The 22,163-nt window shown below is 56.5% G+C and carries 19 protein-coding genes, 2 tRNA genes and 1 pseudogene; 10 read left to right on the top strand and 12 right to left on the bottom strand.

The window, feature by feature from the left end:
• Positions 1–472 precede the first annotated feature (472 nt).
• Positions 473–1,984, top strand: coding sequence for a diguanylate cyclase (locus tag DDIC_RS12325; protein ID WP_168732552.1), 1,512 nt, complete (start codon positions 473–475; stop codon positions 1,982–1,984).
• A gap of 398 nt (positions 1,985–2,382) precedes the next feature.
• On the opposite strand, the gene DDIC_RS12320 is transcribed toward DDIC_RS12325, so the two are convergent.
• Both DDIC_RS12320 and DDIC_RS13835 read right to left on the bottom strand, forming a co-directional pair.
• On the bottom strand, positions 2,383–2,805 hold the full coding sequence (locus DDIC_RS12320; protein WP_247647604.1) for a YbhB/YbcL family Raf kinase inhibitor-like protein: 423 nt from the start codon (positions 2,803–2,805) through the stop codon (positions 2,383–2,385).
• A 193-nt stretch (positions 2,806–2,998) separates the two neighbouring features.
• Entirely contained in the window at positions 2,999–3,178 is a 180-nt protein-coding gene (locus tag DDIC_RS13835; protein WP_168732550.1) for a hypothetical protein, read from the bottom strand.
• 282 nt (positions 3,179–3,460) lie between these two features.
• On the opposite strand from DDIC_RS13835, the pseudogene DDIC_RS14005 reads away from it, so the two are divergent.
• The 3 genes and pseudogenes from DDIC_RS14005 to DDIC_RS12305 all read left to right on the top strand — a co-directional run.
• Positions 3,461–3,766: pseudogene (locus tag DDIC_RS14005) on the top strand (transposase); the annotation flags it as partial.
• 141 nt (positions 3,767–3,907) lie between these two features.
• Complete coding sequence (locus DDIC_RS12310; RefSeq protein WP_136400711.1) at positions 3,908–4,489, top strand: DUF4755 domain-containing protein; 582 nt, start codon at positions 3,908–3,910, stop codon at positions 4,487–4,489.
• A gap of 205 nt (positions 4,490–4,694) precedes the next feature.
• Positions 4,695–5,243: a hypothetical protein gene (locus DDIC_RS12305; RefSeq protein ID WP_136400710.1), complete on the top strand. Its 549-nt coding sequence runs from the start codon at positions 4,695–4,697 to the stop codon at positions 5,241–5,243.
• Between the two features lie 192 nt (positions 5,244–5,435).
• Here the strand turns inward: DDIC_RS12305 and DDIC_RS12300 are convergent.
• Positions 5,436–5,530: transfer RNA gene (locus tag DDIC_RS12300), tRNA-Ser, on the bottom strand.
• Between the two features lie 226 nt (positions 5,531–5,756).
• Between DDIC_RS12300 and DDIC_RS12295 the strand changes: the two genes are divergently transcribed.
• Together DDIC_RS12295 and DDIC_RS12290 are read left to right on the top strand one after the other, a co-directional pair.
• Positions 5,757–7,475, top strand: coding sequence for a glutamine--tRNA ligase/YqeY domain fusion protein (locus tag DDIC_RS12295; protein ID WP_136401134.1), 1,719 nt, complete (start codon positions 5,757–5,759; stop codon positions 7,473–7,475).
• Between the two features lie 94 nt (positions 7,476–7,569).
• Positions 7,570–7,645: transfer RNA gene (locus DDIC_RS12290), tRNA-Lys, on the top strand.
• Positions 7,646–8,174: 529 nt separating this feature from the next.
• On the opposite strand, the gene DDIC_RS12285 is transcribed toward DDIC_RS12290, so the two are convergent.
• Positions 8,175–10,043, bottom strand: a complete 1,869-nt coding sequence (locus DDIC_RS12285; protein ID WP_136400709.1) for a DEAD/DEAH box helicase — start codon at positions 10,041–10,043, stop codon at positions 8,175–8,177.
• Positions 10,044–10,321: 278 nt separating this feature from the next.
• On the opposite strand from DDIC_RS12285, the gene DDIC_RS12280 reads away from it, so the two are divergent.
• On the top strand, positions 10,322–10,945 hold the full coding sequence (locus tag DDIC_RS12280; RefSeq protein ID WP_136400708.1) for an ABC transporter ATP-binding protein: 624 nt from the start codon (positions 10,322–10,324) through the stop codon (positions 10,943–10,945).
• Between the two features lie 2 nt (positions 10,946–10,947).
• Complete coding sequence (locus DDIC_RS12275) at positions 10,948–11,721, top strand: ABC transporter permease (RefSeq protein WP_136400707.1); 774 nt, start codon at positions 10,948–10,950, stop codon at positions 11,719–11,721.
• Here the strand turns inward: DDIC_RS12275 and DDIC_RS12270 are convergent.
• Together DDIC_RS12270 and DDIC_RS12265 are read right to left on the bottom strand one after the other, a co-directional pair.
• Positions 11,718–12,653 (bottom strand): TIGR01777 family oxidoreductase, encoded by a 936-nt coding sequence (locus DDIC_RS12270; protein WP_136400706.1) that lies wholly within the window; start codon positions 12,651–12,653, stop codon positions 11,718–11,720. The genes DDIC_RS12275 and DDIC_RS12270 overlap by 4 nt on opposite strands.
• Positions 12,654–12,730: 77 nt before the next feature.
• Entirely contained in the window at positions 12,731–13,648 is a 918-nt protein-coding gene (locus DDIC_RS12265; RefSeq protein WP_136400705.1) for a LysR family transcriptional regulator, read from the bottom strand.
• Between the two features lie 152 nt (positions 13,649–13,800).
• On the opposite strand from DDIC_RS12265, the gene DDIC_RS12260 reads away from it, so the two are divergent.
• Positions 13,801–14,832: a DMT family transporter gene (locus DDIC_RS12260; protein ID WP_136400704.1), complete on the top strand. Its 1,032-nt coding sequence runs from the start codon at positions 13,801–13,803 to the stop codon at positions 14,830–14,832.
• 15 nt (positions 14,833–14,847) lie between these two features.
• On the opposite strand, the gene DDIC_RS12255 is transcribed toward DDIC_RS12260, so the two are convergent.
• Positions 14,848–15,279: a winged helix-turn-helix transcriptional regulator gene (locus DDIC_RS12255; RefSeq protein ID WP_136400703.1), complete on the bottom strand. Its 432-nt coding sequence runs from the start codon at positions 15,277–15,279 to the stop codon at positions 14,848–14,850.
• Positions 15,280–15,400: 121 nt separating this feature from the next.
• Here DDIC_RS12255 and DDIC_RS12250 point away from each other — a divergent pair, with 121 nt between their 5' ends.
• Positions 15,401–16,063, top strand: a complete 663-nt coding sequence (locus DDIC_RS12250) for a flavodoxin family protein (protein WP_136400702.1) — start codon at positions 15,401–15,403, stop codon at positions 16,061–16,063.
• Positions 16,064–16,291: 228 nt separating this feature from the next.
• Here DDIC_RS12250 and DDIC_RS12245 read toward each other — a convergent pair whose 3' ends face one another.
• The 5 genes from DDIC_RS12245 to DDIC_RS12225 all read right to left on the bottom strand — a co-directional run bounded on the left by DDIC_RS12245 (position 16,292) and on the right by DDIC_RS12225 (position 21,496).
• The gene (locus DDIC_RS12245) at positions 16,292–17,014 is read right to left on the bottom strand and encodes an ABC transporter ATP-binding protein (protein WP_136401133.1); all 723 of its coding nucleotides are present in this window, start codon (positions 17,012–17,014) and stop codon (positions 16,292–16,294) included.
• Positions 17,014–17,784, bottom strand: a complete 771-nt coding sequence (locus DDIC_RS12240; RefSeq protein WP_136400701.1) for an ABC transporter ATP-binding protein — start codon at positions 17,782–17,784, stop codon at positions 17,014–17,016. The genes DDIC_RS12245 and DDIC_RS12240 overlap by 1 nt, the downstream gene beginning before the upstream one ends.
• A 74-nt stretch (positions 17,785–17,858) precedes the next feature.
• Positions 17,859–19,022, bottom strand: coding sequence for a branched-chain amino acid ABC transporter permease (locus tag DDIC_RS12235; protein ID WP_136400700.1), 1,164 nt, complete (start codon positions 19,020–19,022; stop codon positions 17,859–17,861).
• Positions 19,023–19,034: 12 nt separating this feature from the next.
• Positions 19,035–19,949, bottom strand: a complete 915-nt coding sequence (locus DDIC_RS12230; RefSeq protein ID WP_136400699.1) for a branched-chain amino acid ABC transporter permease — start codon at positions 19,947–19,949, stop codon at positions 19,035–19,037.
• Positions 19,950–20,326: 377 nt separating this feature from the next.
• The gene (locus DDIC_RS12225; protein WP_136400698.1) at positions 20,327–21,496 is read right to left on the bottom strand and encodes an ABC transporter substrate-binding protein; all 1,170 of its coding nucleotides are present in this window, start codon (positions 21,494–21,496) and stop codon (positions 20,327–20,329) included.
• Positions 21,497–22,163 lie beyond the last annotated feature (667 nt).

The following is a 22,163-nucleotide window of genomic DNA, read 5'->3' as shown; positions in this document are numbered from 1 at the left end:
TGCCTTTCTGCTGCAATACCGGATTAACAAGGTCGGGCAGGGGATACAGTGGTGGATACTGGGCAGCGTCTTGATGGTTTTTGGCTTTTTCATGAACGCGTTCAGAAGTGTAGAGTCACTATCCGGCATAGTGATTTTTATTTATACTGCTTCTTTTTTACTTTGCTTTTTGTGCATCTACATTGGCCTAGCGGAATTTGTAGAAAACAGAAAACTGCTGCGGCCAGTGCTGTTTATAGTTGGCATTACCCTGATTGCGCTGAGCTATCTGGTGTTTATTGATGGCAGTATCTTTTTACGGCGTACACTCCTTTCTTTTTCATGCTCCATACTTTCGCTGTTTGCAGCCATTACAGTTTCCGGTGGCAACTGTAAGCATGCGCTGCCTGCCAGATTTTTAAAATACGTATTTATCTTTAATACGTTGTGGCTTTTTGTTTTCGCCGTTCTTCCCTGGTGGGGAGGGCCGGGAATGCCCATGTTTACAAGCCCTTCGCCTCTGGCGGCAACGTATTTTCTTCTTATGACCACCAGCACCTTTTTGACAATTGGGCTCATCATGCTGGTGAGCCAGAGGCTGTCCGACCAGTTGCGCTCATCCACGCTGTTTCTTGAGTCCACGCTCAACGGCCTTTCTGCCAATATCGCTCTTATCAACGCCGCGGGCGAGATAGTGCTGGTCAATCAGGCCTGGCGCGAATTTGCTGGTACGAATGGCATTTCGCAGGAATTTGTTTCTGAAGGGGTAAACTATCTGCGTGTCTGTGAAGGCGTGTGCGTTGATAATGCTGGGGAAGCCAATTCATTTGCGCAGGGCATAAGGGATGTTCTTGACGGCAAGCTTGAGACGTTCTCAATGGAGTATGGCTGTCATTCGCCAGAGCGCAAGCGCTGGTTTTTGGGCAGGGTCAATCCTTTTCGCGGCGAGGGGCCGCGCATGGTTGTGGTAGCGCACGAAGACATCACGGAGCGTAAGCTTGCAGAGATTGCCCTTGCGGAATCCAACCACAAACTCGAGTTGATGACCAACGAGGATGGCCTGACAAAGATTTCCAACAGGCGGCATTTTGACGCCATGCTCGCCTATGAGCGCAATCGTCATGCCCGCTCCGGGGCAACGCTTTCGCTCATCATGTTGGACATAGATTTTTTCAAAAAATACAATGACACGTACGGCCATGTGAAGGGTGATGAATGTCTTCAGGCTGTTGCGCAGACCGTGGCGCACTGTCTTAAGCGCCCTACAGATCTGGCAGCGCGATACGGTGGAGAGGAGTTTGTCTGCCTGCTGCCCGATACCGATGTTCTTGGTGCGGTGAGCCTGGCCGAGAGCATACGCAAGGCGGTCATGCAGTGCGGGATTCCCCATGCGGCATCGAGGGCTGCCAGCGTGGTGACGGTCAGTATCGGGGTGGTGTCATGCACCTGTCAGGAGTCCACTACTCCAGAGCTGATTGTGCAGCGCGCGGATGAGCAGCTTTATCTGGCAAAGAATGAAGGCCGCAACTGCGTTAAATTCCGGTCAGATGACGACGGCCTGTATGTTCAGATGCATAGCGGGAACAGCTGGGGACTGAAAGTTGTATGGAACAGCGAGCACGCTTCTGGCAACGCGGAGCTTGACGGGCAACACATTGAGCTGGTTTCAATCGTGAACGGCCTGCTTGAGCGTGTACTTGCAGAGGGAGATGCCCTTGACCTCAATTCCCGGTTTAACGACGTGTGCCATATTGTGGAAAAGCATTTTAATGACGAAGAAGCGGTGCTGCGCAACAGCGGATACCCGGAGGTCGACGAGCATGCAGCCCGGCACAAAGAACTGCTGCAAAAGTGCGCGGGCCTGCTCGGGCAGAATGCTGAAAATCCCGTGTCTTCAGTGCAGATGCTGCAATGCATAATACACGACCTTGTGCTGAACCACATGGTTAAGGAAGACGGTAAATATTTTGCTTTTTTAAAGGGAATTGAGGCCTCTTCACAGTAAGTGGCACAGGACGCAGTGGGCGGCTTTTGGCTGATCCCGCAAAGGCCTGATGCCGGTATGCACGCCACCACGCGCCGCCCCGAATTTCACCCCACTCAGACGCAAGAAACGGCGGGTTACCTTTAACAGTAACTCGCCGTGTTTGCGCATGGTGCGGTGTGGGAGAGATTTGGACCCTCGCTGCAGGTTTAAGCCCGCATACTCCGCAGTCGGTTCATGTAAATCGACAAAGAATGTATGCGGCATGCAGGGGTTCGAACGGCCGATAGCCTTCAGTCGTGTGAGGGCAAGCAATCATTCCAGAATCGGCTCACGCGTAGACATCCTCGCGACAATACACAAAAAAGATCAGCAACCTTTTTCAAAGTTGCTGATCGAATGTGCTGCAGGATGCTGTGCTAGTGGGGGTAGCTGCGAACAGCTTTGCCCTCTCCAAGCACCAACGTTTGGTCCATGTTCAGAGCAAAAACTTTTATCATGTACTGATGGCGTTGCGACATTGGCGGTTCTGGGCCGCGGTATCCCTTGAGAGAGCCTTGCGCGATGGTCGCTGTGCCGTTTTTGACGGTGCACGGTACAATGCCCCCGCCATGGTCAAAACTGGTCATATCCAGATCAGTCATCTGGACCTTGAAAAAGCCTGTTCCTGCGGGAGGATTAGTAATTATGATCTCGGGATTGGGAGAACTAAGCCCCCCGCCTGCCCACTCAAAATTTACAGCAAACTGCTGATAATTGTCAGCTTTTTTAACGCATCCTAGCGAGAGCATGATGGATGCGCAAAAAAATACTGCAAAACAATGCATGCTCCATTTTTTCATCACTTCACCATTCCTGTGTAGGTTATAAAAGGTTACTATATATACGTTCGATTCCATTGCGGGTCAATGAGTTGAAGCACTGTGAGTTGTTAACTTTATCGTATAATAGATATTTATGTTTGTTGTTTTCGCAAGGCAACAAGATGCCATCGGCCAGCATTGCTAGCAGGCGCAAGCATCGACAGCAGCCCAGCTAGTGCAAAATCGCCCCAAGCCAGGCCTCTTTACGGTCAAAGATCAGGGATGCATCAATGCCAGCGTTACACTGGGCGTGGTTGCCCTGTTGCATGTAATGCGGCAGGTGGAAGCCCCCGTGAAACTGATGCTGAAACGGCTTTGCGAAAAGGCGGGGGTAGCCCCATTCGGGTTCCATGCCATACGCCACTATTTTGCCGTCAGTCTGGTCAAATCGCAGATAACGGACATCCGCTTTTGGGCCACCAGAGGCCCACCACAACGGATATTTACCTGCGTAGTGTTGCCCCCAACCTTGACCGCTTAGCCGGGGTCATTGAAGGGGTGGTTGGGGATGTAGCTATCCACAGGGACGGGACTGAGGTGGAAGGGTAGGCTTGGCTGTGTGAGGAGAAGGGGCGGGTTGCTTTACGGCAGCTCGCTTTTTTGCGTTTAATGGGGGGGGGGACAAGAATGTGCCAGGTCTGATTGCAAAGAAGCCCGTGCCTTGATTGATGGGTTGCGCGCGGAAGCATTTTTAGCGGATCGCGGGTATGCTCCTGATGAAATCGTTTAAATGGCTGTCAACGCGGCGATGAAGGCTATTATTTCACCCATAAAGAACCGTAAAGTCCAGCGCGAGTATGACAAGTATGTGTACAAATGACGGCATCTTGTTGAGAATGCATTTCTACATCTCAAGCGATTGCGATGGACTGCAACGCGCTATGCGAAGCGGAACAGTTCATTTCTTGCCGCAGTTCAAATCAGGAACATTTCACTGTGGTCGAAAACAATTCGACAACACTATCTAGTTATAGAATGCAAATATTATCATTTAAGTATTATTAAAAAAAAAATTGACGAAGGCTTGCAGTCATGAGATCAAATAAAAAATCATGTATTGTATTAGACACTAGGAGGGCATATGAAAAGTGTCGGGGGAAGGGCAGCTATTGAAGGTGTATCTATGTATATTGGTACGATTGCAGTCTTTGTGGGTGCAATATTTATTGCACTTTTAAATCAATCAATAGTGGCAGGTATACTTTCATTAGTTATAGGCGTTGCTCTACTGGTTTTTTTTGTCGGAAAACTTTCTAATGTTGGGCGAGTGCCCATGGATGACTGGTTAAATTCAATACAGAATAAAGATTATAGTTATGCATGGGATGGCACTGGTATTGCTGTCGACCTTCAAAATAACAAAATATTTTTAGCTGGTTATTTTTCTGATAAACAAGAATCGAAGTCATATTGTCTTTCTGATGTTAGAGAGTGGGGCTATGAATTACATTCCGTTCAGAAATATGGGCGTGATAATCGGCTTGCAAGTGTGGCCGTTGAAACAGCGAATGAAGTGATCACAAGGGAAAAGACCGGCTTTTGGGTGTCAGTTGCCGATATAGACTTCCCTGTGTGGTTTGTAAAATTTCAAGAAAAAAAAGATTTGAAGATTGAACTAGAGAGGTGGATGGAAATTATGCAACAGGCGGTAAATAGGGGATGAAAATTAGCCAATATGATTAGCAAGCGCTTAATAGCAACGCGGTTTAAAATATTGGCCCTTTATTGGGGTTAGCAATGGATTTCCTTCACCACTTTCATAATTATTGGTCATGGCGAGGGCAACCATATAAAAATTATCACAACGTATTGGATTTGGCAAAAAGGTATACGGATTGCTATTGTTATAGTTGCGGTAAGGAGGACTCATGAAACCTTTGATTTCTGGTGTCATCTTTTTATTACTATTGGGGGCATGGCTGTCGCCCGTTCACGCTTCGCGCCCTGGAGGAAACCTGCCAGAAGTTTTTAAGATGGTTAATGACGAAAATGTTTATATGACTTTTGACGGAAAAGTCTTGTTCGCCGCTCCCAAAAAAAATGCTGGCTTGCAATATAGCTGCAAGGTCAAGGGAAAATTCCCTCAGATAGCATATTCAGGTGAATACACTGTTCAAGGCCCATATCACCAAAAAGATCCTGGTGTCGCAGCACGCATCACGCGTGAAAACGGTCGCAATACTGTTTCACTTGTATATATTGATAAGATGCGTGCAGATGCTGAAAAGGCAGGAATAAATCCTGAATTTGATGATGCGTTTGCGAATAGATATATAAAAACGTTTGATACGCAAAGCGCAGACATGCCAGCCGATTTAAAGCAAATTGAGCAGATAGTGCGCCAGGATGGCGATAAAATTTGTAATGATTTCGTCAAGTATGCAATCCCACGATTGAAAAATCCACCAGCATATTAGGTGCATGCTGAATTCTGCTTGGATAGTTGAAGGTCTGTGGGTGCCTTTGGGTGCCAGAAATTTCCCCGCAGATTCCCCAAAAGTATGTATGGCGGTATGCACGCCAACCCGCGCCGCCCAGAATTTTACCCCGCTAGAACGCAAAAACGGCGAGTTACCTTTGACAGTAACTCGCCGTTTTACTTGCGTATGTGGCGGAGAGGGAGAGATTTGAACTCTCGATACAGGTTTAAGCCCGTATACTCGCTTAGCAGGCGAGCTCCTTCGGCCGGCTCGGACACCTCTCCGCGTGCATCAGGTCTGCCAGATAGCTAACCCAAATGCAGAAAAGCAAGCTAGCCCAGACAGGGGCACCTGTCAAGAATGTTCTGCCGTATTGCGTAAATGTTCTTTATTCAAGGCTGACCAGCAAGAGCATCCACACATTGACCATGCCCGCGCCTTGGCGTAATTTTATGGACTACCCATTAAATGGAACTATTGGAGCGCATTATGGCCCCCGAAAAAGATACGATGCCCGCCGCCCCTCTGGCAGCAGAAGGCGAACCCACTGGCGAAGCAGCAAAAGTCGGTCTCGACTTTATCCGCACCCGCATTACCGAAGACAACGCCTCGGGCCGTTTTGGCGGCCTCGTGCACACGCGTTTTCCCCCTGAGCCAAACGGGTATCTGCATCTGGGGCATGCCAAATCCATCTGCCTCAACTTTGGCGTTGCCAAAGAATTTGGCGGCCAGTGCAACCTGCGCTTTGACGATACCAACCCCACCAAGGAAGAGACGGAATACGTCGATTCCATCCGCGAAGACGTGCATTGGCTCGGCGGCGTGTGGGATGACCGCGAATTTTACGCTTCCGACTACTTTGAGAAGCTCTATACCTACGCCGAGCAGCTCATCAGCATGGGCAAGGCCTATGTGGACGACCTCTCGGCCGAAGAGATACGCGAGTACCGAGGCACGCTGACCCAGCCCGGCCGTGAGAGCCCCTGTCGCAACCGCAGCGTGGAGGAAAACCTCGACCTGTTCCGGCGCATGCGCGCGGGCGAATTTGCCGATGGTCAAAAGGTACTGCGCGCCAAGATCGACATGGCCTCGCCCAATGTGGTCATGCGCGACCCCACGCTGTACCGCATCCGCCATGCAGAGCACCACCGCACAGGCAACAAGTGGTGCATATACCCCATGTACGACTACACGCACTGCCTGTCAGACTCTATCGAGGGCATCACCCACTCGCTGTGCACGCTTGAATTTATCAACAACCGCGAGCTGTACGACTGGGTGCTAGAAACCCTGGGCGCGTACCGCCCGCAGCAGATCGAATTTGCGCGCCTCAACGTCACCTACACGGTGCTGTCAAAGCGCAAGCTCATCCAGCTGGTCAAGGAAGGCCACGTCACAGGCTGGGACGATCCCCGCATGCCCACCCTGAGCGGCATGCGCCGCCGGGGCATTCCGCCGGAGGCCCTGCGCGAGTTTTGCGCCCGCATCGGTCTTGCCCGCGCTGATTCCACCGTGGATTACTCCATGCTCGAATTTTGCGTGCGCGAATACCTCAACGATCACACCCCCCGCGTCATGGCCGTGCTGGACCCGGTGAAGGTGGTGATTGAAAATTATCCCGAAGGGCAGGTGGAAGAGTTCGACATGCCCTACCACCCCGAGGACGCCTCGTTTGGCAGCCGCAAAGTTCCGTTTTCGCGCGAGCTGTATATCGACAGGGACGACTTTCGCCTTGAGCCGCCCAAAAAGTACCACCGGCTGGCTCCCGGTGCGGAAGTGCGCCTGCGCTACGCCTATTTTATCACCTGCCGCGAGGCCGTGCTGGACGACGCGGGCAATGTGGTCGAGCTGCGCTGCGTATACGATCCCGCAAGCAAGGGCGGGCAGAGCCCCGATGGCCGCAAGGTCAAGGGAACCATCCACTGGGTCTCGGCGGCGCACGCCGTGCCCGCCGAGGTGCGGCTGTACGAGCAGCTTTTCGCGGCGGAAAACCCCAATGCCGCCGCCGACGGCAAGACCTTTCTGGACTACCTTAACCCCGACTCGCTCAAGGTTGTGCAGGCCCAGCTTGAACCGGCGCTGGCAACCTTTAAGGCTGGCGACAAGATGCAGTTTGAACGCCTTGGCTACTTCTGCAAGGACAAGGACAGCACCGATGCGCGCCCTGTGTTTAACCGTACCACAACCCTGCGCGACACCTGGGCCAAGCTGGAAAAAAAGGGCGCGTAGCTTTTTGGGGCAAAAAAATTGAGGTTTGATCGGTATTTTGCCGCATGACGCGCTTGACAGTCGCCGGGGCTGTCGCTATATTCCGCGTCTCTACGGGTCGTTAACTCAGTAGGTAGAGTATCTGCCTTTTAAGCAGAGAGTCGCAGGTTCGATCCCCGCACGACCCACCAAATTTTTTTCTCATAAAGCCCCGCAAAGCCTTAAAAGCCTTGCGGGGCTTAGCTTTTCCGCCATTTCGACTTCTCACTAGTTCTCACTCCCTACCTGTACATACCAACATAGTGTTGGTATATCTGTTGGTATCTTTCGTATCCTGAAAGCTGGTACCAACATTTTTGGGCTCTACACCAAAGACGGGGGCAAGCCCCTTCAGCGGGCAGTTTTTCCGACAGGTTTCTGATCTATTCCCCAGCCATTTCAGCAGCACAAAACGGCTCTACCTCAAAGACGGGGGCAAGCCTGGCTCTACACCAAAGACGGGGCCGTGGGCGCTCCGCAATAGGATTCCACCGGCCCTCCATATGGAGGCCGCACGGCAGTGTATAGTAGGGTCAGGCGTCAGCGACGCGTCAGGATGCAGCCGGGCGGCGTGCACATGGATGCGTGCAGTGGGGGCAGTGGCTCAGACAGGCGTTGTAACCAAAACGGCCCGTCCGGCTGGGTAGCCGGGCGGGCCGCTGTATAAACGATGGCGGTTGGTTATGATTCCCTGTCGTCTTCCGCGCCGCGAGGCTTTCTGCCCCATTTGTCAGGGTGCGAAAAACGCTTGCCGCCGGCTGCGGCGTTGCCGCCTTCGCGCGGGTTGCGGGCGGGGTAGCCGGGGCGGGGGCCGCGGGGCGCGCGTGCGCCGGGGCCAAAGCTTTTGCGCTGGAAGGGGCCGCCTGCGCCGGAATCCTGCTTGGCGGTCACCCGTGTCCCGGCGATAAACACCCCACGGTTGAGCACGGTCAGCACGTCGTCGGCCAGGTCGCTCTGCACTTCCACAAGGCTGAAGTGATTCTGGATGCTGATGGCCCCGATGCTGCGGCCAGGGATGCCGCACTCGCCCGTGATGGCGCCCACCATTTCACCGGGCGAAACCTTGTGGGCGTGGCCCACATTGATGTGCAGGCGCGTCATGGGGGCGTCGTTGCGGCGGGGGCGGCCCCCGTCGCGGTCGCCCTGGCGGAATCCGTCTCGGCCGTCTCGGCCGTCTCGGCCATCGCGGCTGGGACGGCGTGGCGCGTCGGACAGCGGGTCTTCATCGGGCACGTTGCTGGCGTCGCCAAAGTCGCGCTGCATCAGCAGCTTGAGCAGGGCGGCGGCCACGTCGCGGCTGGTGATGACATCGTCGGCAAACTGCTCGGACAGAAAGTCCTCAACCATTTGCATGCAGGCTTCGAGGGCGCCGGCAGTCAGGGTGGCGCGCACTTCATCCAGCAGCCGCGAGGTGCGGATATTGGCCACATCGCGCAGCGAGGGCAGCCGCTCCTGCTGGATGCGGGCCTTGGTGTGGCGGATGATGTCGCGCAGCTTGTGCTGCTCGCGCAGGGTCACAAAGGTAAAGGCCTTGCCCACGCGGCCAGCCCGGCCCGTGCGGCCTATGCGGTGCACGTAGCGCTCTGCGTCGTGGGGAATGTCGTAGTTGACCACGGCGTCCACGTCGTCCACGTCAATGCCGCGCGCGGCCACGTCGGTGGCGATCAAAATATCGAGCCCCTCGCCGCGAAAGCGCTGCATGACCCTGTCGCGCTGCGACTGGGCCAGATCGCCGTGCAGACCGTCGCTCTGGTAACCGCGCTGCTGCAGGTGGGCCGTTACTTCGTCCACACTGCGTTTGGTGGAGCAAAAAACCAGCGCCTTGCGAAAGCCCTGCGCGTCCAGCACCCGGCAGAGCGCGTCCATCTTCTGGTGCGGGCGCACCTCGTAATAGACCTGCTCAATGGCGGGCACGGTCAGGGTTTTTTGCGCGATGGCCAGCATCTCCGGGTCACGCAGAAAGCGCTTGCTCAGCTGCAGGATGGCCGGGGGCATGGTGGCCGAAAAAAGCACGCGCTGGCAGTCGGCGGGCATACGCTCCAGAATGGCTTCTATATCTTCGCGAAAGCCCATATCGAGCATTTCGTCTGCTTCGTCGAGCACAACGGTGGTGGCGGCGTTGAGGCGCAGGGTTCCGCGCTGCAGATGGTCCATCAAGCGGCCGGGGGTGCCCACCACCACCTGCACGCCGCGCTCCAGGGCGCGCAGCTGCCGTTCAATGGCCTGACCGCCGTAGATGGGCAAAATGGCCACGCCACGCTTGCGGGCCGCAAGTTTGCTGAGTTCTTCGGCAACCTGAATGGCAAGCTCGCGCGTGGGGCAAAGCACCAGCGCCTGCACCGCCTTTGCGGGGGTGAGCTTTTCCAGAATGGGCATGCCGAAGGCGGCTGTTTTGCCTGTGCCTGTCTGGGCCTGGCCTACCGCATCGCGGCCGGTCAGCAAAAAGGGCACGGCAAGAACCTGAATGGGAGAGGGCTCTTCAAAGCCCATATCCTTGACGCCCTGCAACAATTCCGGGGACAAATTAAAATCTTCGAACGATGGAGACATGCTGTTCCTGTACATAAAAAATTACTTGGTAGCGTACCATAGCCTCATACACGCCAATGCACAATGCCTCTGTAGCCCCAGATGTCGGCCAGCGGCGGTTGAAAGGAAAAAATCATGGCCGCAAGCGGCCCCGTGCAAGGGCTCGCTTGGCGGCAGACAAATAAAAAAATTTCCGCATGGCCGCGTATTGACCGCGCCAGCGGTTGACCTGACAGCAAACGCCTGTAGTATGTCGCAAGCCAGATCGGCCAGCACTTTGCCAGCAACGGGGAAAAACCATGTCCTGCATACAGACGCGCGGCCTTGCCTACGGCCAGATTGTTTACAACGACCTGGACATCGAGGGCGGCAGGGCCACCTTTATCAGCGGAGCCAGCGGCAGCGGCAAAAGCACCCTGCTGCGGCTGTTCAATAAAACCCTTGCGCCTACGGCGGGCACGGTTCTTTACAACGGGCAGGACACGGCCGGTCTCGACAGTATAGCGCTGCGGCGCGAGGTGCTGCTGGCCGGGCAGTCTGTGTTTCTTTTTGACGGCAGCGTGGGCGACAACTTTGACGCCTACTGCGAGGCCAGAGAATCCGCGCCGCTGTCCGCCGAGGACAAGCAGACGTTTTTGCGTCTGTGCTGCGCCAACTTTCCGCTGGACGCCCCTTGCGTGCACCTCTCAGGCGGCGAGCGTCAACGCGTGTTCCTTGCCGTCTGTCTTTCGTTTTTGCCCAGGGTGCTGCTGCTGGACGAGCCAACCTCGGCGCTCGATCAGGACACGGCCGAGCGCTTCATGTCGCAGGTGCTGGCCTATTGCCGCGAGCGCGGCATGACCGTTGTGGCCGTGAGCCATGACCCGGCCCTTACCGCGCGGCACGCGCAAAACATCATCAGCCTGCGGGCAGAGGCGGAATAGCTATGAACGGCGTTGCCCAGATCCAGTTAGGCTCGTTTTTGCTCGTCTATGTGCTGCTGCTGTTGGTGCTGGCCGTCATGAAAAAGTGCCGCATCAACCAGACAAAGCTGCTGGTGCTGGCCAGCGCGCGCATGACCCTGCAGCTCATTGCTGCGGGTTATGCCCTGACCTTTCTTTTTGAGCATCCGCACCCCCTGCTCACCATGGGTTATCTGACCATACTGGTGTTTTTTACCATTTATCTGGTGCTGTCGCGCAACAAAAGGCTTAACCCGCGTTTCAGGCTGGTAGTATCCGTATCCATCGCCTGTTGCGGACTGGGCGTTATTGTGTTTTTTGTGACCTGCATTGTGGGGCAGAGCCTGTTTGACCCGCAGTACATGATACCAATCAGCGGCATGCTCATGGGCAATGCGCTGACCGGCGTTTCGCTGGGGCTCAAGTCGTTCTGGAACGGCCTTGAAGGGCAGCGTGCGCGCGTGGAGGCCTTGCTCAACATCGGCGCAACCCCGGAAAAGGTGCTCTTTCCCTTTGTGTGTCAGGCGCTGGAAACAGCCCTTGTGCCCACGCTCAACTCCATGCTGGGCATGGGCATAGTGGTGCTGCCCGGCATGATGACCGGTCAGATACTCTCCGGCACAGCGCCCACCACGGCCATTTTGTACCAGATAACCATCATGGTGGCCATTTGCGCCTGCGTGTGCCTGTGCTGTTTCTGCTCGCTGTATTTCGGCTACAGAACCTTGTGGAATACCCAGAAGCAGCTGACCTTCTAGGCGAGCACGCTTTGCAGGGCCTGCTCCAGCTCCGGCTGGCGAAAGGCGTAACCTGCAGCCTGCAGTCGCAGCGGCGTGGGGTTTTGCCCGGCCAGCAACAGCTCGTCTGCCATCTGCCCCAGCAGCAGACGCAGCAGGGGACCTGGCACGGGCAGCCACGAGGGGCTGCCGCAAACCCTGCCAAGGGCGCGGGTAAATTCGCTCATGCTTGGGGTACGCGGGGCGCAGATGTTAAAAGCCCCCGCAAGGTCCGTGCGCTGCAGCAGCAGGGACGCGGCCCCGGCTACGTCCTCAAGGTGCGTCCAGCAAAACGGCTGGCGGCCTGAACCCAGCGGGCCGCCCACATGCATGCGGAAGGGCGGCAGCATGCGTTCGATAAATCCGCCTGGCGTGCCGTTGGCCTTTTTGCCCAGCACGGGCGCAAAGCGCAGCACGCAGCGGCGCAGGCCAAGGGCCTCAACGGGTACGGTGCTTTGCTCCCACTGGCGGCAGGTATCCGCCAGAAATCCCTGACCGGAGGCAGCGCCCTCGTCGCAGGGCGGCGCGGTCTCGCGCCACAGGCCATAGTAACCGCTGGCGGACGCCTGCAAAAGCGTTGCGGGCAGGGTATGGCCCTGCTCCCTGCGCATGCGCAGGGCAACGCACAGCGCCTGCCCGGTTTCAACCCTGCTGCTGACGATGGCCTGCTTGCGCTCGGCGGTCCAGCGGCCGCCGCCGATATTTTCGCCCTGCAGATTCACAATGGCGTCCACGCTGTCCAGCAGGCCCGCCAGAGCCGCTCCGTCCCAGCCGTTCCACACCACGCGCCGGGGACCGTTGCCCCCCTTGCCCGCGCTGCGCGACGCGACGCTGACCGTATGGTTTTCGCGCAGGAGCGCTCCGGCAAGATATCGCCCCACAAAGCCAGTGCCGCCCAGAATGAGAACATGCATGCTAAGCCCCCTCTGATGTGCGAAACGGTTGTGCGAACCTTAAGTGCGTATCCTTCGTCTGATTCAGACTATACCGATTATCCGCCAATAGGCAATTTTTGTGTGGCTTTGCCCTTGTGGTTGCTCGCCGGGGCAAATACCTGCTGCGCAATGCGTATGAATTCACGCGTGGCCGGGGATATGCGTGCGCGGTCGGGCACGGCCAGCGCCACCTCCCGCACGGCTGCCGGGCGCAGGGGCTTTTTTACATAGGCGGGCGTACCTTCGGGCGGCAGGGCTGATTCCGCCACAATACTGACGGCATCGCCCCGCGTCACGGCGGCGATGGTGCTCACCAGCTGCAGCGAGCGGCAGCGGATATTGGGCTGCACGTGCGCCGCCTGAAACAGCTGGCGGATGATGTCCTCCGACCCCGCCCTTGTCATGGCAAAGGGGCTGGCGCACAGCTCGGCCAGCGTCACTGCGCGTTTGCCCGCCAGAGCATGCCCCTGGGGCAGCAGGGCCACCAGCTGGTCCCGCATGAGGGCAAAGGTCTCAAACCGGTCGTTGGGCAGGGTTACAAAACCCACGTCCACGCGGTAATCAGCAATCCACTGGGCAACCTCGCCGTCGGGGCCTTCGTCCACATGAATTTCAATGCCGGGAAAGGCCGCCCGGTATTTTTCAAGCACCGGGGGCAGCAGGCGCAGCGAAGCAGTGGGACCAAAGGAGCCTATGCGCAGCGTGCCGCGCTTCATGCCGCGCGCGTCCGAGGCCTCCTGCCGCATGGATTCGGCCAGCCCCAGCATGGCCTGCGCCTGGCGCAGCAGGCGCGCGCCCACATCGGTCAGCTCCGGGTATTTGCCCCTGCGCAGCAGGCTGACGCCAAATTCCTGTTCCAGAGACTCGATGGCGTGCGACACCCCCGACTGCGAAATGCCCAGCTGCATGGCGGCGGCTGTAAAGCCCCGGCACGCGGCAACGGCAGAAAATATTTCAAGCTGGCTAAGCGTCATTGGGTTTTACCATGAGTATTTGCTCATTTCACCATGAATAAACATGGGCGTAAATATATGCCTGTATGCTCGCAAGGGCAATGGCGCGGCCCGCGCCCCGGGTATGTCCCGGCGCAGGGTCGCAAAACGCAAGCGCAATCAGGCAGGGCACAATGGCAATGAATAAGGGTGGAAAGGATACGGCGGTCTATGCCAGGCTGGCGCTGGTGGCTGTGGCCTGGGGCGGAACCTTTATCGCGGGCAGAAGCCTGGCCGGGGTTGCGCCCATGTTTTCGGCCTGTCTGCGTTTTTTGCTGGCCTCGGCGGCGCTGAGTCTGTTCCTTGTTATTTCGGGCAAGGGGTTCAGGCGGGTGACGGCCAGACAGGCGCTGGTGGTAAGCCTGTTGGGCTTTTGCGGCATATTTTCGTACAGCTTTTTCTTTTTCAGCGGGCTGCAGCACATCAGCGCCTCGCGGGCGGCCCTGATTGTGGCGCTCAACCCGGCAGTGATGACGCTTATCGCCTACCTGTTTTACCGGGAGCACGTGACGTCCCTCAAGGTGCTGGGCATCGCGCTGTGCTTTTGCGGCGTGGCGCTGGTGGTGGGCGGGGGCGATCCGCAGCGCGCGGGGAGCGCTACGGGCGCGCCCGGCTGGGTCGGCGAGGCGCTTATTGGCGGCTGCGTGCTGAGCTGGAGCGCCTACAGCGTATTTTGCAAGTCAGTGGTGCGCCAGCTGGGGCCGCTGCACACGGTGACCTATTCCATCTATGCGGGAACCGTCATGCTTGTGGCCTATGCCGCCGCCTCTGGCGTGCTCGATGTCGACGCCGTGCTGCGCTTCAGCGCCTGGGAGGTATCCAGCCTGCTCTATCTGGGTATTGTGGGGTCTGCCGTGGCCTATATCTGGTATTACGACGGCATACAAAAGATCGGCGTGGCCCGCGCGGGGGTTTTTATCGCTCTTAATCCGCTGGCGGCGGTGCTGTTTGGCGCGGCCTTGCTGGACGAGCGGATGACCCTGGCCACACTGCTGGGCGGGGTGCTGATCATCAGCGGCATCGTGGCCGAAAACAGGCGCAGCTCCGGGCAACGGGAGCCAGACGCCATGCCCCCTTGTCAGGCTACACCCCCAGCTGCAGCCCAGGCTGCAGCTCTGGCTGCAGCTCTGTCCGCAGAGCAGGATTCCGGTCCGTCAGCCCGTTGACCGGTCACAGCCCGGTCAGACAGCAGCCCGGTCAGGCAACAGCCGGTCAGGCGGCCGGCTGTCGCAGCCCGTGGCGTCCTCATTTCCCGCTTTTTTTTCAAAATCCAGCTGCTCCCGGCCCCAGGCGTAAAGCGCTTCCAGTGCCGGGAGCAGCTTTTTGCCGCGCTCGGAGAGGGAGTATTCCACCCGTGGGGGAACCTCGTTGTACTGCCTGCGGTGCACAAGCCCGTAGTCTTCAAGCTCGCGCAGGCACTTGGTCAGCATCATGTTGGTGACGCCCCGCACGCTGCGTTTGAGCTCGTTGTAGCGCACGGTTTCCCGGTCTGCCAGATGCCACAGTATGGGCAGCTTCCACTTGCCGCCTATGCGTTTGAAAACATGCAGTATGGGGCACTGGCTTTTGTCGTCGTACAGACCGCTGGATGCGCAGGCGGGGGATTTTGTCATGGGGCGCTCGCAAAAAAAGTAGGGAAGAAAAATATGCGTACTTGCGAAAATATTTTTATAGCAGGTATACATGGTGGTCAAGAGGTTCCCACTGCCACCAACCCTACTCAAGGAGAATACAATGAAAATTTTTGCCATAAACGGCGGTCCCAGAAAGAAGCACAATACCGCGCAGCTGTTGCAGGCGGCGCTGGACGGCGCAGCCGCCGCCCCCTGCGGCGAACCCGTGGAAACAGAGATGATTCATCTGTATGATCTTGCCTACAATGGCTGCGTGAGCTGTTTTGCCTGCAAAAAAATCGGCGGTAAAAGTTACGGCCACTGCGCGGCAAAGGACGATTTGGCTCCGGTGCTGGAAAAACTGTCGCAGGCCGACGGCGTAATCTTTGGCAGCCCCATTTATTTTGGCAATATCACGGGCAAGCTGCGCAGCTTTTTTGAGCGCCTGATGTTCGCCTACTTTGTCTACGACGCCAATTACAGCTCGCTGGCCCCCAAGCGCATGCCCACGGGCTTTATCTACACCATGAACGTGACCGCTGCAGAGATGCAGCAGCATGGCTACCGCCAGAACCTCCAGGGCATGGAAATGTTTGCGGGCCGTCTGTTTGGGGAGCCTCAGGTGCTGCACGCCTTCAATACCTACCAGTTCGAGGACTACAGCAAGTACAAGTGCGAACGGTTTTCGGAATCGGAAAAAGCCGTTTACCGCGCCGCGCAGTTCCCCAAAGATATGGAAGCGGCCCGGCTTATGGGCGAGTCCATGGTGACAGCTGGCAGATAACTGCGGCCAGATAACTGAGGCCAGATAGCTGCTACCAGATAGCTGCCGACAGGGAAATGCTGGCGTGAAATTGCGGACAAAACGCGGGCATCCCCTCCTTGCCCGTGGAAGCAGCCCCACGCGCCTCAGCCGCTGCAGCAATACGGCCCTCGCAGGTACTACAAAGCCCCCGTTTTTCAACGGGGGCTTTGCCTTGCATCGGTATTGCGGGTTACGGCACTGCGGCGGTTACGCGCCGAGGTAGGCCGCCTTGATTTCCGGCGTGTCGGCCAGCTGCGCGGCTGTGCCCTCGGCCACAATGGCTCCGGTGTCGAGCACGTAGCCCCGGTCTGCCACCTGCAGGGCCAGACGGGCGTTCTGCTCCACAACCACAACGGTCAGGCCGTCGCTGTTGAGCTGCTTGAGCGTGCGGAACATGTCGTACATCAGCAGGGGCGAAAGGCCCATGGAAGGTTCGTCCAGCAGCAGCACCGAGCAGTTGGTCATGAGCGCCCGCCCCACGGCCAGCATCTGCTGCTCGCCGCCAGAGAGCGTGTCGCTGCGCTGGTGCATGCGCTCCTTGAGGCGCGGAAAAAGTTCAAAGACCTTGTCCACGTCTTTTTGGATATTGTTGTCCTTGCGGGTCCAGGTGGCCAGCTTGAGATTTTCGCTCACCGTGAGGTTGCCAAAAATATGGCGGCCTTCGGGCACCAGATCCATCTTGAGGCGGGCCACAACATGGTGCGGCTCGGTCTTGAGGATGGATTCGCCGTTAAAGCGGATGTCGCCGCTGATGACCGTGGGCGATTCCGGCGGCGTAAGGCGCATGACGGCCTTGAGCGTGGTGGACTTGCCCGCGCCGTTGGCCCCGATGAGGGTGACTATTTCGCCCTTGTTCACGTGAAATGAAATGCCGTGAAGGGCTTCAATCTTGCCATAGCCGGCGTAGAGATTTTCAACTTCCAGTAGCATCACACGTTCTCGTCGCCCAAGTAGGCCTTGATGACATCGGGGTTGGACTGAATTTCCTGCGGTGTGCCCTTGGCAATGGTTTTGCCAAATTCAACCACGGTAATGTGCTGACACAGCGACATGACCACCTTCATCTGGTGCTCGATCATCCAGATGGCGATTTTAAATTCGTCAAATATCCAGCGGATGTGCTTGATCAGGCCGTCCACGTCTGAAGAGTTCAGACCGGCGGCGGGCTCGTCGAGCAGCAGCAGCTTGGGGTCGGTGGACAGGGCGCGGGCCAGCTCTACCCGGCGTTGCAGGCCGTAGGGCAGGTTTTTGGGAAACTCGTTGGCCACGTCGCCCAGTTCCATGATTTCAAGAATCTTTGCGGCCTTTTGGCGTACACGCTTTTCTTCGCGGCTGTAGCGCTCGTTGCAAAGCCACGCGTCAATCAGGCCATAGCCCAGCCTGTGGTATTGCGACACGCAGATATTGTCGAGCACGGTCATGTCGTTCCACAGGCGGATGTTCTGAAATGTGCGGGCCATGCCCATGGTCGTGACCTGGTGCGGTTCAAGACTCTTGTCGTATGTCTGCCCGTTAAAGATAATCTGCCCTTCTGTGGCATGGTAAAAGCCCGAAGCCAGATTAAAAACCGTGGTTTTGCCCGCGCCGTTGGGGCCGATTAGCCCCACCAGCGTGTGGTCGTCCACAGCGATGGAAAAATCCGTTAACGCAATCAGCCCGCCGAAGCGTTGCGTGACTTCTTTCATTTCAAGCAGTGCCAAGGTCAGCCCCCACTCGTTCTGGTTGTATCTGCATCAATGGCGCATTTGGGACGCGCCGTCCTGGGGCAGCCGTTCTAGGGCCGCTTGCCGAAGCTTATCAGCCGTTTCAGTTTGGGAAAGGCGTCGGTCAGTTCCCGGTTGCCCAGCAGGCCCTCGGGTCTGAACTGCATGAGCAGGATAAGAATAAGCGGGATGATGACCCACTTCCATTCCTGGCTGATATTGAATGAATTGGGCACAAAGGGCAGCATGTGCGCCAGGTCGTTCATGGCAGGCAGAGCAAAGCGCAAAAGTTCGATGAGCAGGGTAAACATGATCGCTGCGAGCACCGAGCCGGAGAGCGAGCCCATGCCTCCCAGATAGACCATGACCATGGCTTCAGTGGACTTCATGATGCCAAAGCTGTTGGCGTAGATGGAGCTGAACATGTGCGCGTACAGCGCGCCCGCCACGCCCGCAATGCCCGCCGAGACCATAAAGGCCACAAGTTTTACCTTCTTGGTGTTGACGCTCATGATCTCCGCGGCCACTTCGTTCTGACATACGGCGGGTATGCCCTTGCCCAGGGTGCTGTTGACCAGCCGGTACAGCATCATGGTTGTGACCATCACGCCCAGCAGTGTCCAGATCATCATCCAGGGTATGTCTGCCACGCCCTCCATGGCGCGTACAACGCCGCGCATGCCCGTGAGGCCGCGCGGGCCGCCCACAAAGTCGATGTTAATAATGAGCGAAATAATAATGTAGTTGGCGGCGATGGTAATGATGGCCAGGTAGTCGTCGCGCGTCTTGAACGAGGGCAGGGCCACCAGCAGACCAAACAGCGCCGCCACCCCGCCCGCAACAGCGAGGACAAAGGGAAACAGCAGCGGAGCAAGCTCGGGCGGCAGCAGAGGCGCGCCCAGCATTTTGTTTTTGGTAAACAGAATGATGGAAATAAACCCGCCCACGTATGCGCCCACGCACATAAAGCCCGCGTGCCCACATGAAAATTCGCCCATGTAGCCGTTCACGAGGTTCAGGCTGGTGGCAAATATGATGTTGAGGCCCATGAACTTGATGACCGACAGCCAGTAGCCGTCGATCCACGCAAAGTATTCGGCAAAGATGAGCACAAGTCCGCCAAGCAGAAACACAAGACAGTCTATTTTTTTCTGCTTGATGACGCGCTTAATGGCATAGCCGATGCAGAGCACACCCAGAATGACAAGAACCGTTTGAACAAAAAGAGGCAGCATCAGACACTCCGGCTAGATTTTGGTCGTTTGCGGCATGCCGAAAATGCCCGTGGGCCGCACCCACAGGATGAGCAGCAGAATGGTAAATGAAAACAGATCCATGTAGGTGGACGGCAAAAAGGCTACCACCATGATTTCGACAAAGGCCAGCAAAAAGCCGCCCACAAATGCGCCGCGTATGTCGCCGATGCCGCCCACAACCGCCGCGATAAAGGCCTTCCAGCCGATCATGGCGCCCATGTACGGCTCAAGGTTGGGGTAGCACATGGCAAACAGCATGCCGCCAAGACCGGCGATGCCCGACCCCAGCACAAAGGTGACCACAATGACGCTGTCAAGCGGAATGCCCATGAGCGGCAGGGCAAAGCGGTCCCACGACACGGCGCGCATGGCCATGCCGACCTTGGTGCGCGTGACCATGATCTGCAAGAACAGAAACACCAGCACGGCCGCCACGATAACCCAAACCTTAAGGTTGGTTATCACCAGCGGCCCGATGGAATACACCGTTTTGTCGATGAGCTCGGGCAACTTGCGCTTGGTTGCGCCCAGCAGCGCCAGGTTGCCGTTTTCGAGGATAAGGCCGCACATCAGGGCGGTAATAACCACGTACAGCCTGTGCGCGCCCTTGCGGCGCAAGGGGCGGTAGGCGATGCGCTCAAGCGTCACGCCTACAAGCGCCGTAAGCACCATGGTCAGCACGATGGTCAGCCACAGCGTGTTTTGCGGCGAAAGGCCCAGCCCGTCGGAAGATAAGAGGTACGTGGCGACAAAAAAGGAGATGTAGGCCCCGACCATAAAAATATCGCCGTGGGCAAAGTTGATGAGGCGCAACACCCCGTAAACCAAGGTGTAGCCCAGAGCGATGAGGGCGTAAAAGCTGCCCCATTGCAAGGCGTTGAGGGTCTGTTGCAGCAAAAAGTCCATAGGGCTACCCAAAAGCTGGCGGTTACAGTGTGCGTAGTCTGTGTCAGTCGGCGTCGTTCCCGCCCATTGGGCGGTGATAAAGCAAAAAACGTACGGTCGCGAGCATGTTTGGCTCAAGCGGGGCCGAAGCGATCTGCAAAAAAAATCGTTGTTCATGCCCCCGGCAGCTTGCCGGCGGGCAGCCTTTGCGGCAGGCGAGACATTGCAGCTCGTGCTTATATGCCAAAGCCGCGTAAAAAACCATTACTGATTTGCAGGGGCTGGCTGATCGGAGGCAAAACACGCCAGCCAACGCAGCGCATGCTGCAAAACGTCAAAACAGCATGCCGCCGCGCGGCCCCCTGTGGGTTGGGCCGCGCGGCAGAGCCTGTAGTCTGCTATTTGGGGCAGACGGATTCAACAAAGGCGAATGCGCCGGTTTCCGTCACGCGCACGATAACGGCGCACTTGATGGGGTCGCGGTTTTCGTCAAACTTCATGCTGCCGGTGATGCCGTCAAACTTTTCCATGCCAGCCATGTTGTCGCGGATGATCTTGCGTTCCTTTTTGAGGTCGGGGTCGATCTTGCCGTTTTTCTGGATGGCCTGAAGCACGATGTTGATGGAGTCCCAGGTCAGGGCGGCAACGTCGTCAGGCACGTAGCCGTACTTGGCCTTGTACTTGTCGATGAATTCCTTGGTCTTGCCGGTGGCGCCTTCAGCGGTGTAGTGGGTGGAGAAGAACTGGTTTACACAGTCTTTGCCGCAAAGGTTGAACAGTTCGGCGGAACCCCAGGCGTCAGAACCCATGAAGGGGCCCTTGTAGCCAAGGTCGCGGGCCTGCGGCACGATAAGGGCCGCAAAGCTGTAGTTTTCAGGCACAAAGATAAAGTCGGGCTTGGCCGCGATGATTTTGGTAAGCTGGGCAGAGAAATCCTGATCCTTGGGGCCGTGCGATTCCATGGCCACAACAGAACCCTTGCCGTGAGTTTTTTCAAAGGATTCCTTGAAGTTGTCGGCAAGTCCCTTGGAGTAGTCGTTGGAAACTTCAAAGAGTACGGCGGCTTTTTTGGCGTTGAACTTTTTGGTGGTAAAGTCCACGGCCACAGGAGCCTGGAAGGGGTCAAGGAAGGCCCCGCGGAATACCCAGGGGCGGTCCTTGGTGGCGTCGGGGTTGGTGGACCAGGGGGTGATCATGGGAACCTGTTCGTCATTGGCGACAGCGCCCGCAGGCACCGCCTGACGCGAAGACTGGGGGCCTACAATGGCCATAACCTTGTCGCGCTCGATAAGCTTGAGGGTAACGTTAACGGCCGATTCGGGTTTGGATTCATTGTCTTCATAAATAAATTCAAGCGGGTACATTTTGTCGCCCACTTTCAGCCCGCCCTTGGCGTTGATCTCTTCCTTGAGCATCTCAGCCGCGTACTTGGATCCTTCGCCCACTTTGGGGATTTCACCGGTGAGCGGGATGGGGAACCCGATTTTAATCGGAGCTTCCGCGGCCATGGCCGCTTGCCCCACAAAGAGAGACAGGGCGCAGACTGACGCTACTTTCAGCAAATTCATGAAGGCCTCCCGAGTTTTATGTGCAGTTACAGGGGTGTACCAAATTACGGTAAGTCAAGATTAAGCAAGAAGTATTCCTTTTTGCTAACTATCAGTAAAAACTAACTATTTAAAAAGTTGCCGACCGTAAAAAATACGTTTTGGTAGCTTTAAGAGCTATAATCTCTACAACTTAGTGAAAAGCAAATTGGTTGTCAGAGCATGAACCTTGTCGCATATGCGGTATCGTTAGTCAAATATGATACCACGTGGACGGGCAGGTCTGCAACGCCCGCCTCACAGCGCAATCAAGATGCTGAAAATAAAGACTTTATTGTAAAAGGTTCAACGTGACGACAACAAAAAATAAATCTTTTTGCAGTCACGGTCAGCAGCCAGTCGACGGCATGCAGGTAAAAAATGTTTACAACTACCTGATTAAAAAGGCAAAAAAATAATTTTCCACAGAATATACTGTTCTGTAGATTTATTGGTCGGAGGCGGCGGGCAAGGCTCTGTTTGCTGTAAAAAAATGTATTAACACTCTGTATTCGTGAGCATTTTTATTTTCTACGAATTTGTATTTTTTGTATTGGGTGAAAGCCCCAGAATGACAAAAAGAGAAACTTCGCCTTTGCAGCGGCGCAGGTGCGGGCACGGGCGAGGCCTGCCAGCAAAAAAACCTGCT

This window comes from Desulfovibrio desulfuricans (genome assembly GCF_004801255.1).
In the GTDB taxonomy this organism is placed as follows: domain Bacteria; phylum Desulfobacterota; class Desulfovibrionia; order Desulfovibrionales; family Desulfovibrionaceae; genus Desulfovibrio; species Desulfovibrio desulfuricans_C.
Note: the sequence above shows the minus strand (reverse complement) of the source record. Positions and strands in the feature narration are given on the sequence as shown.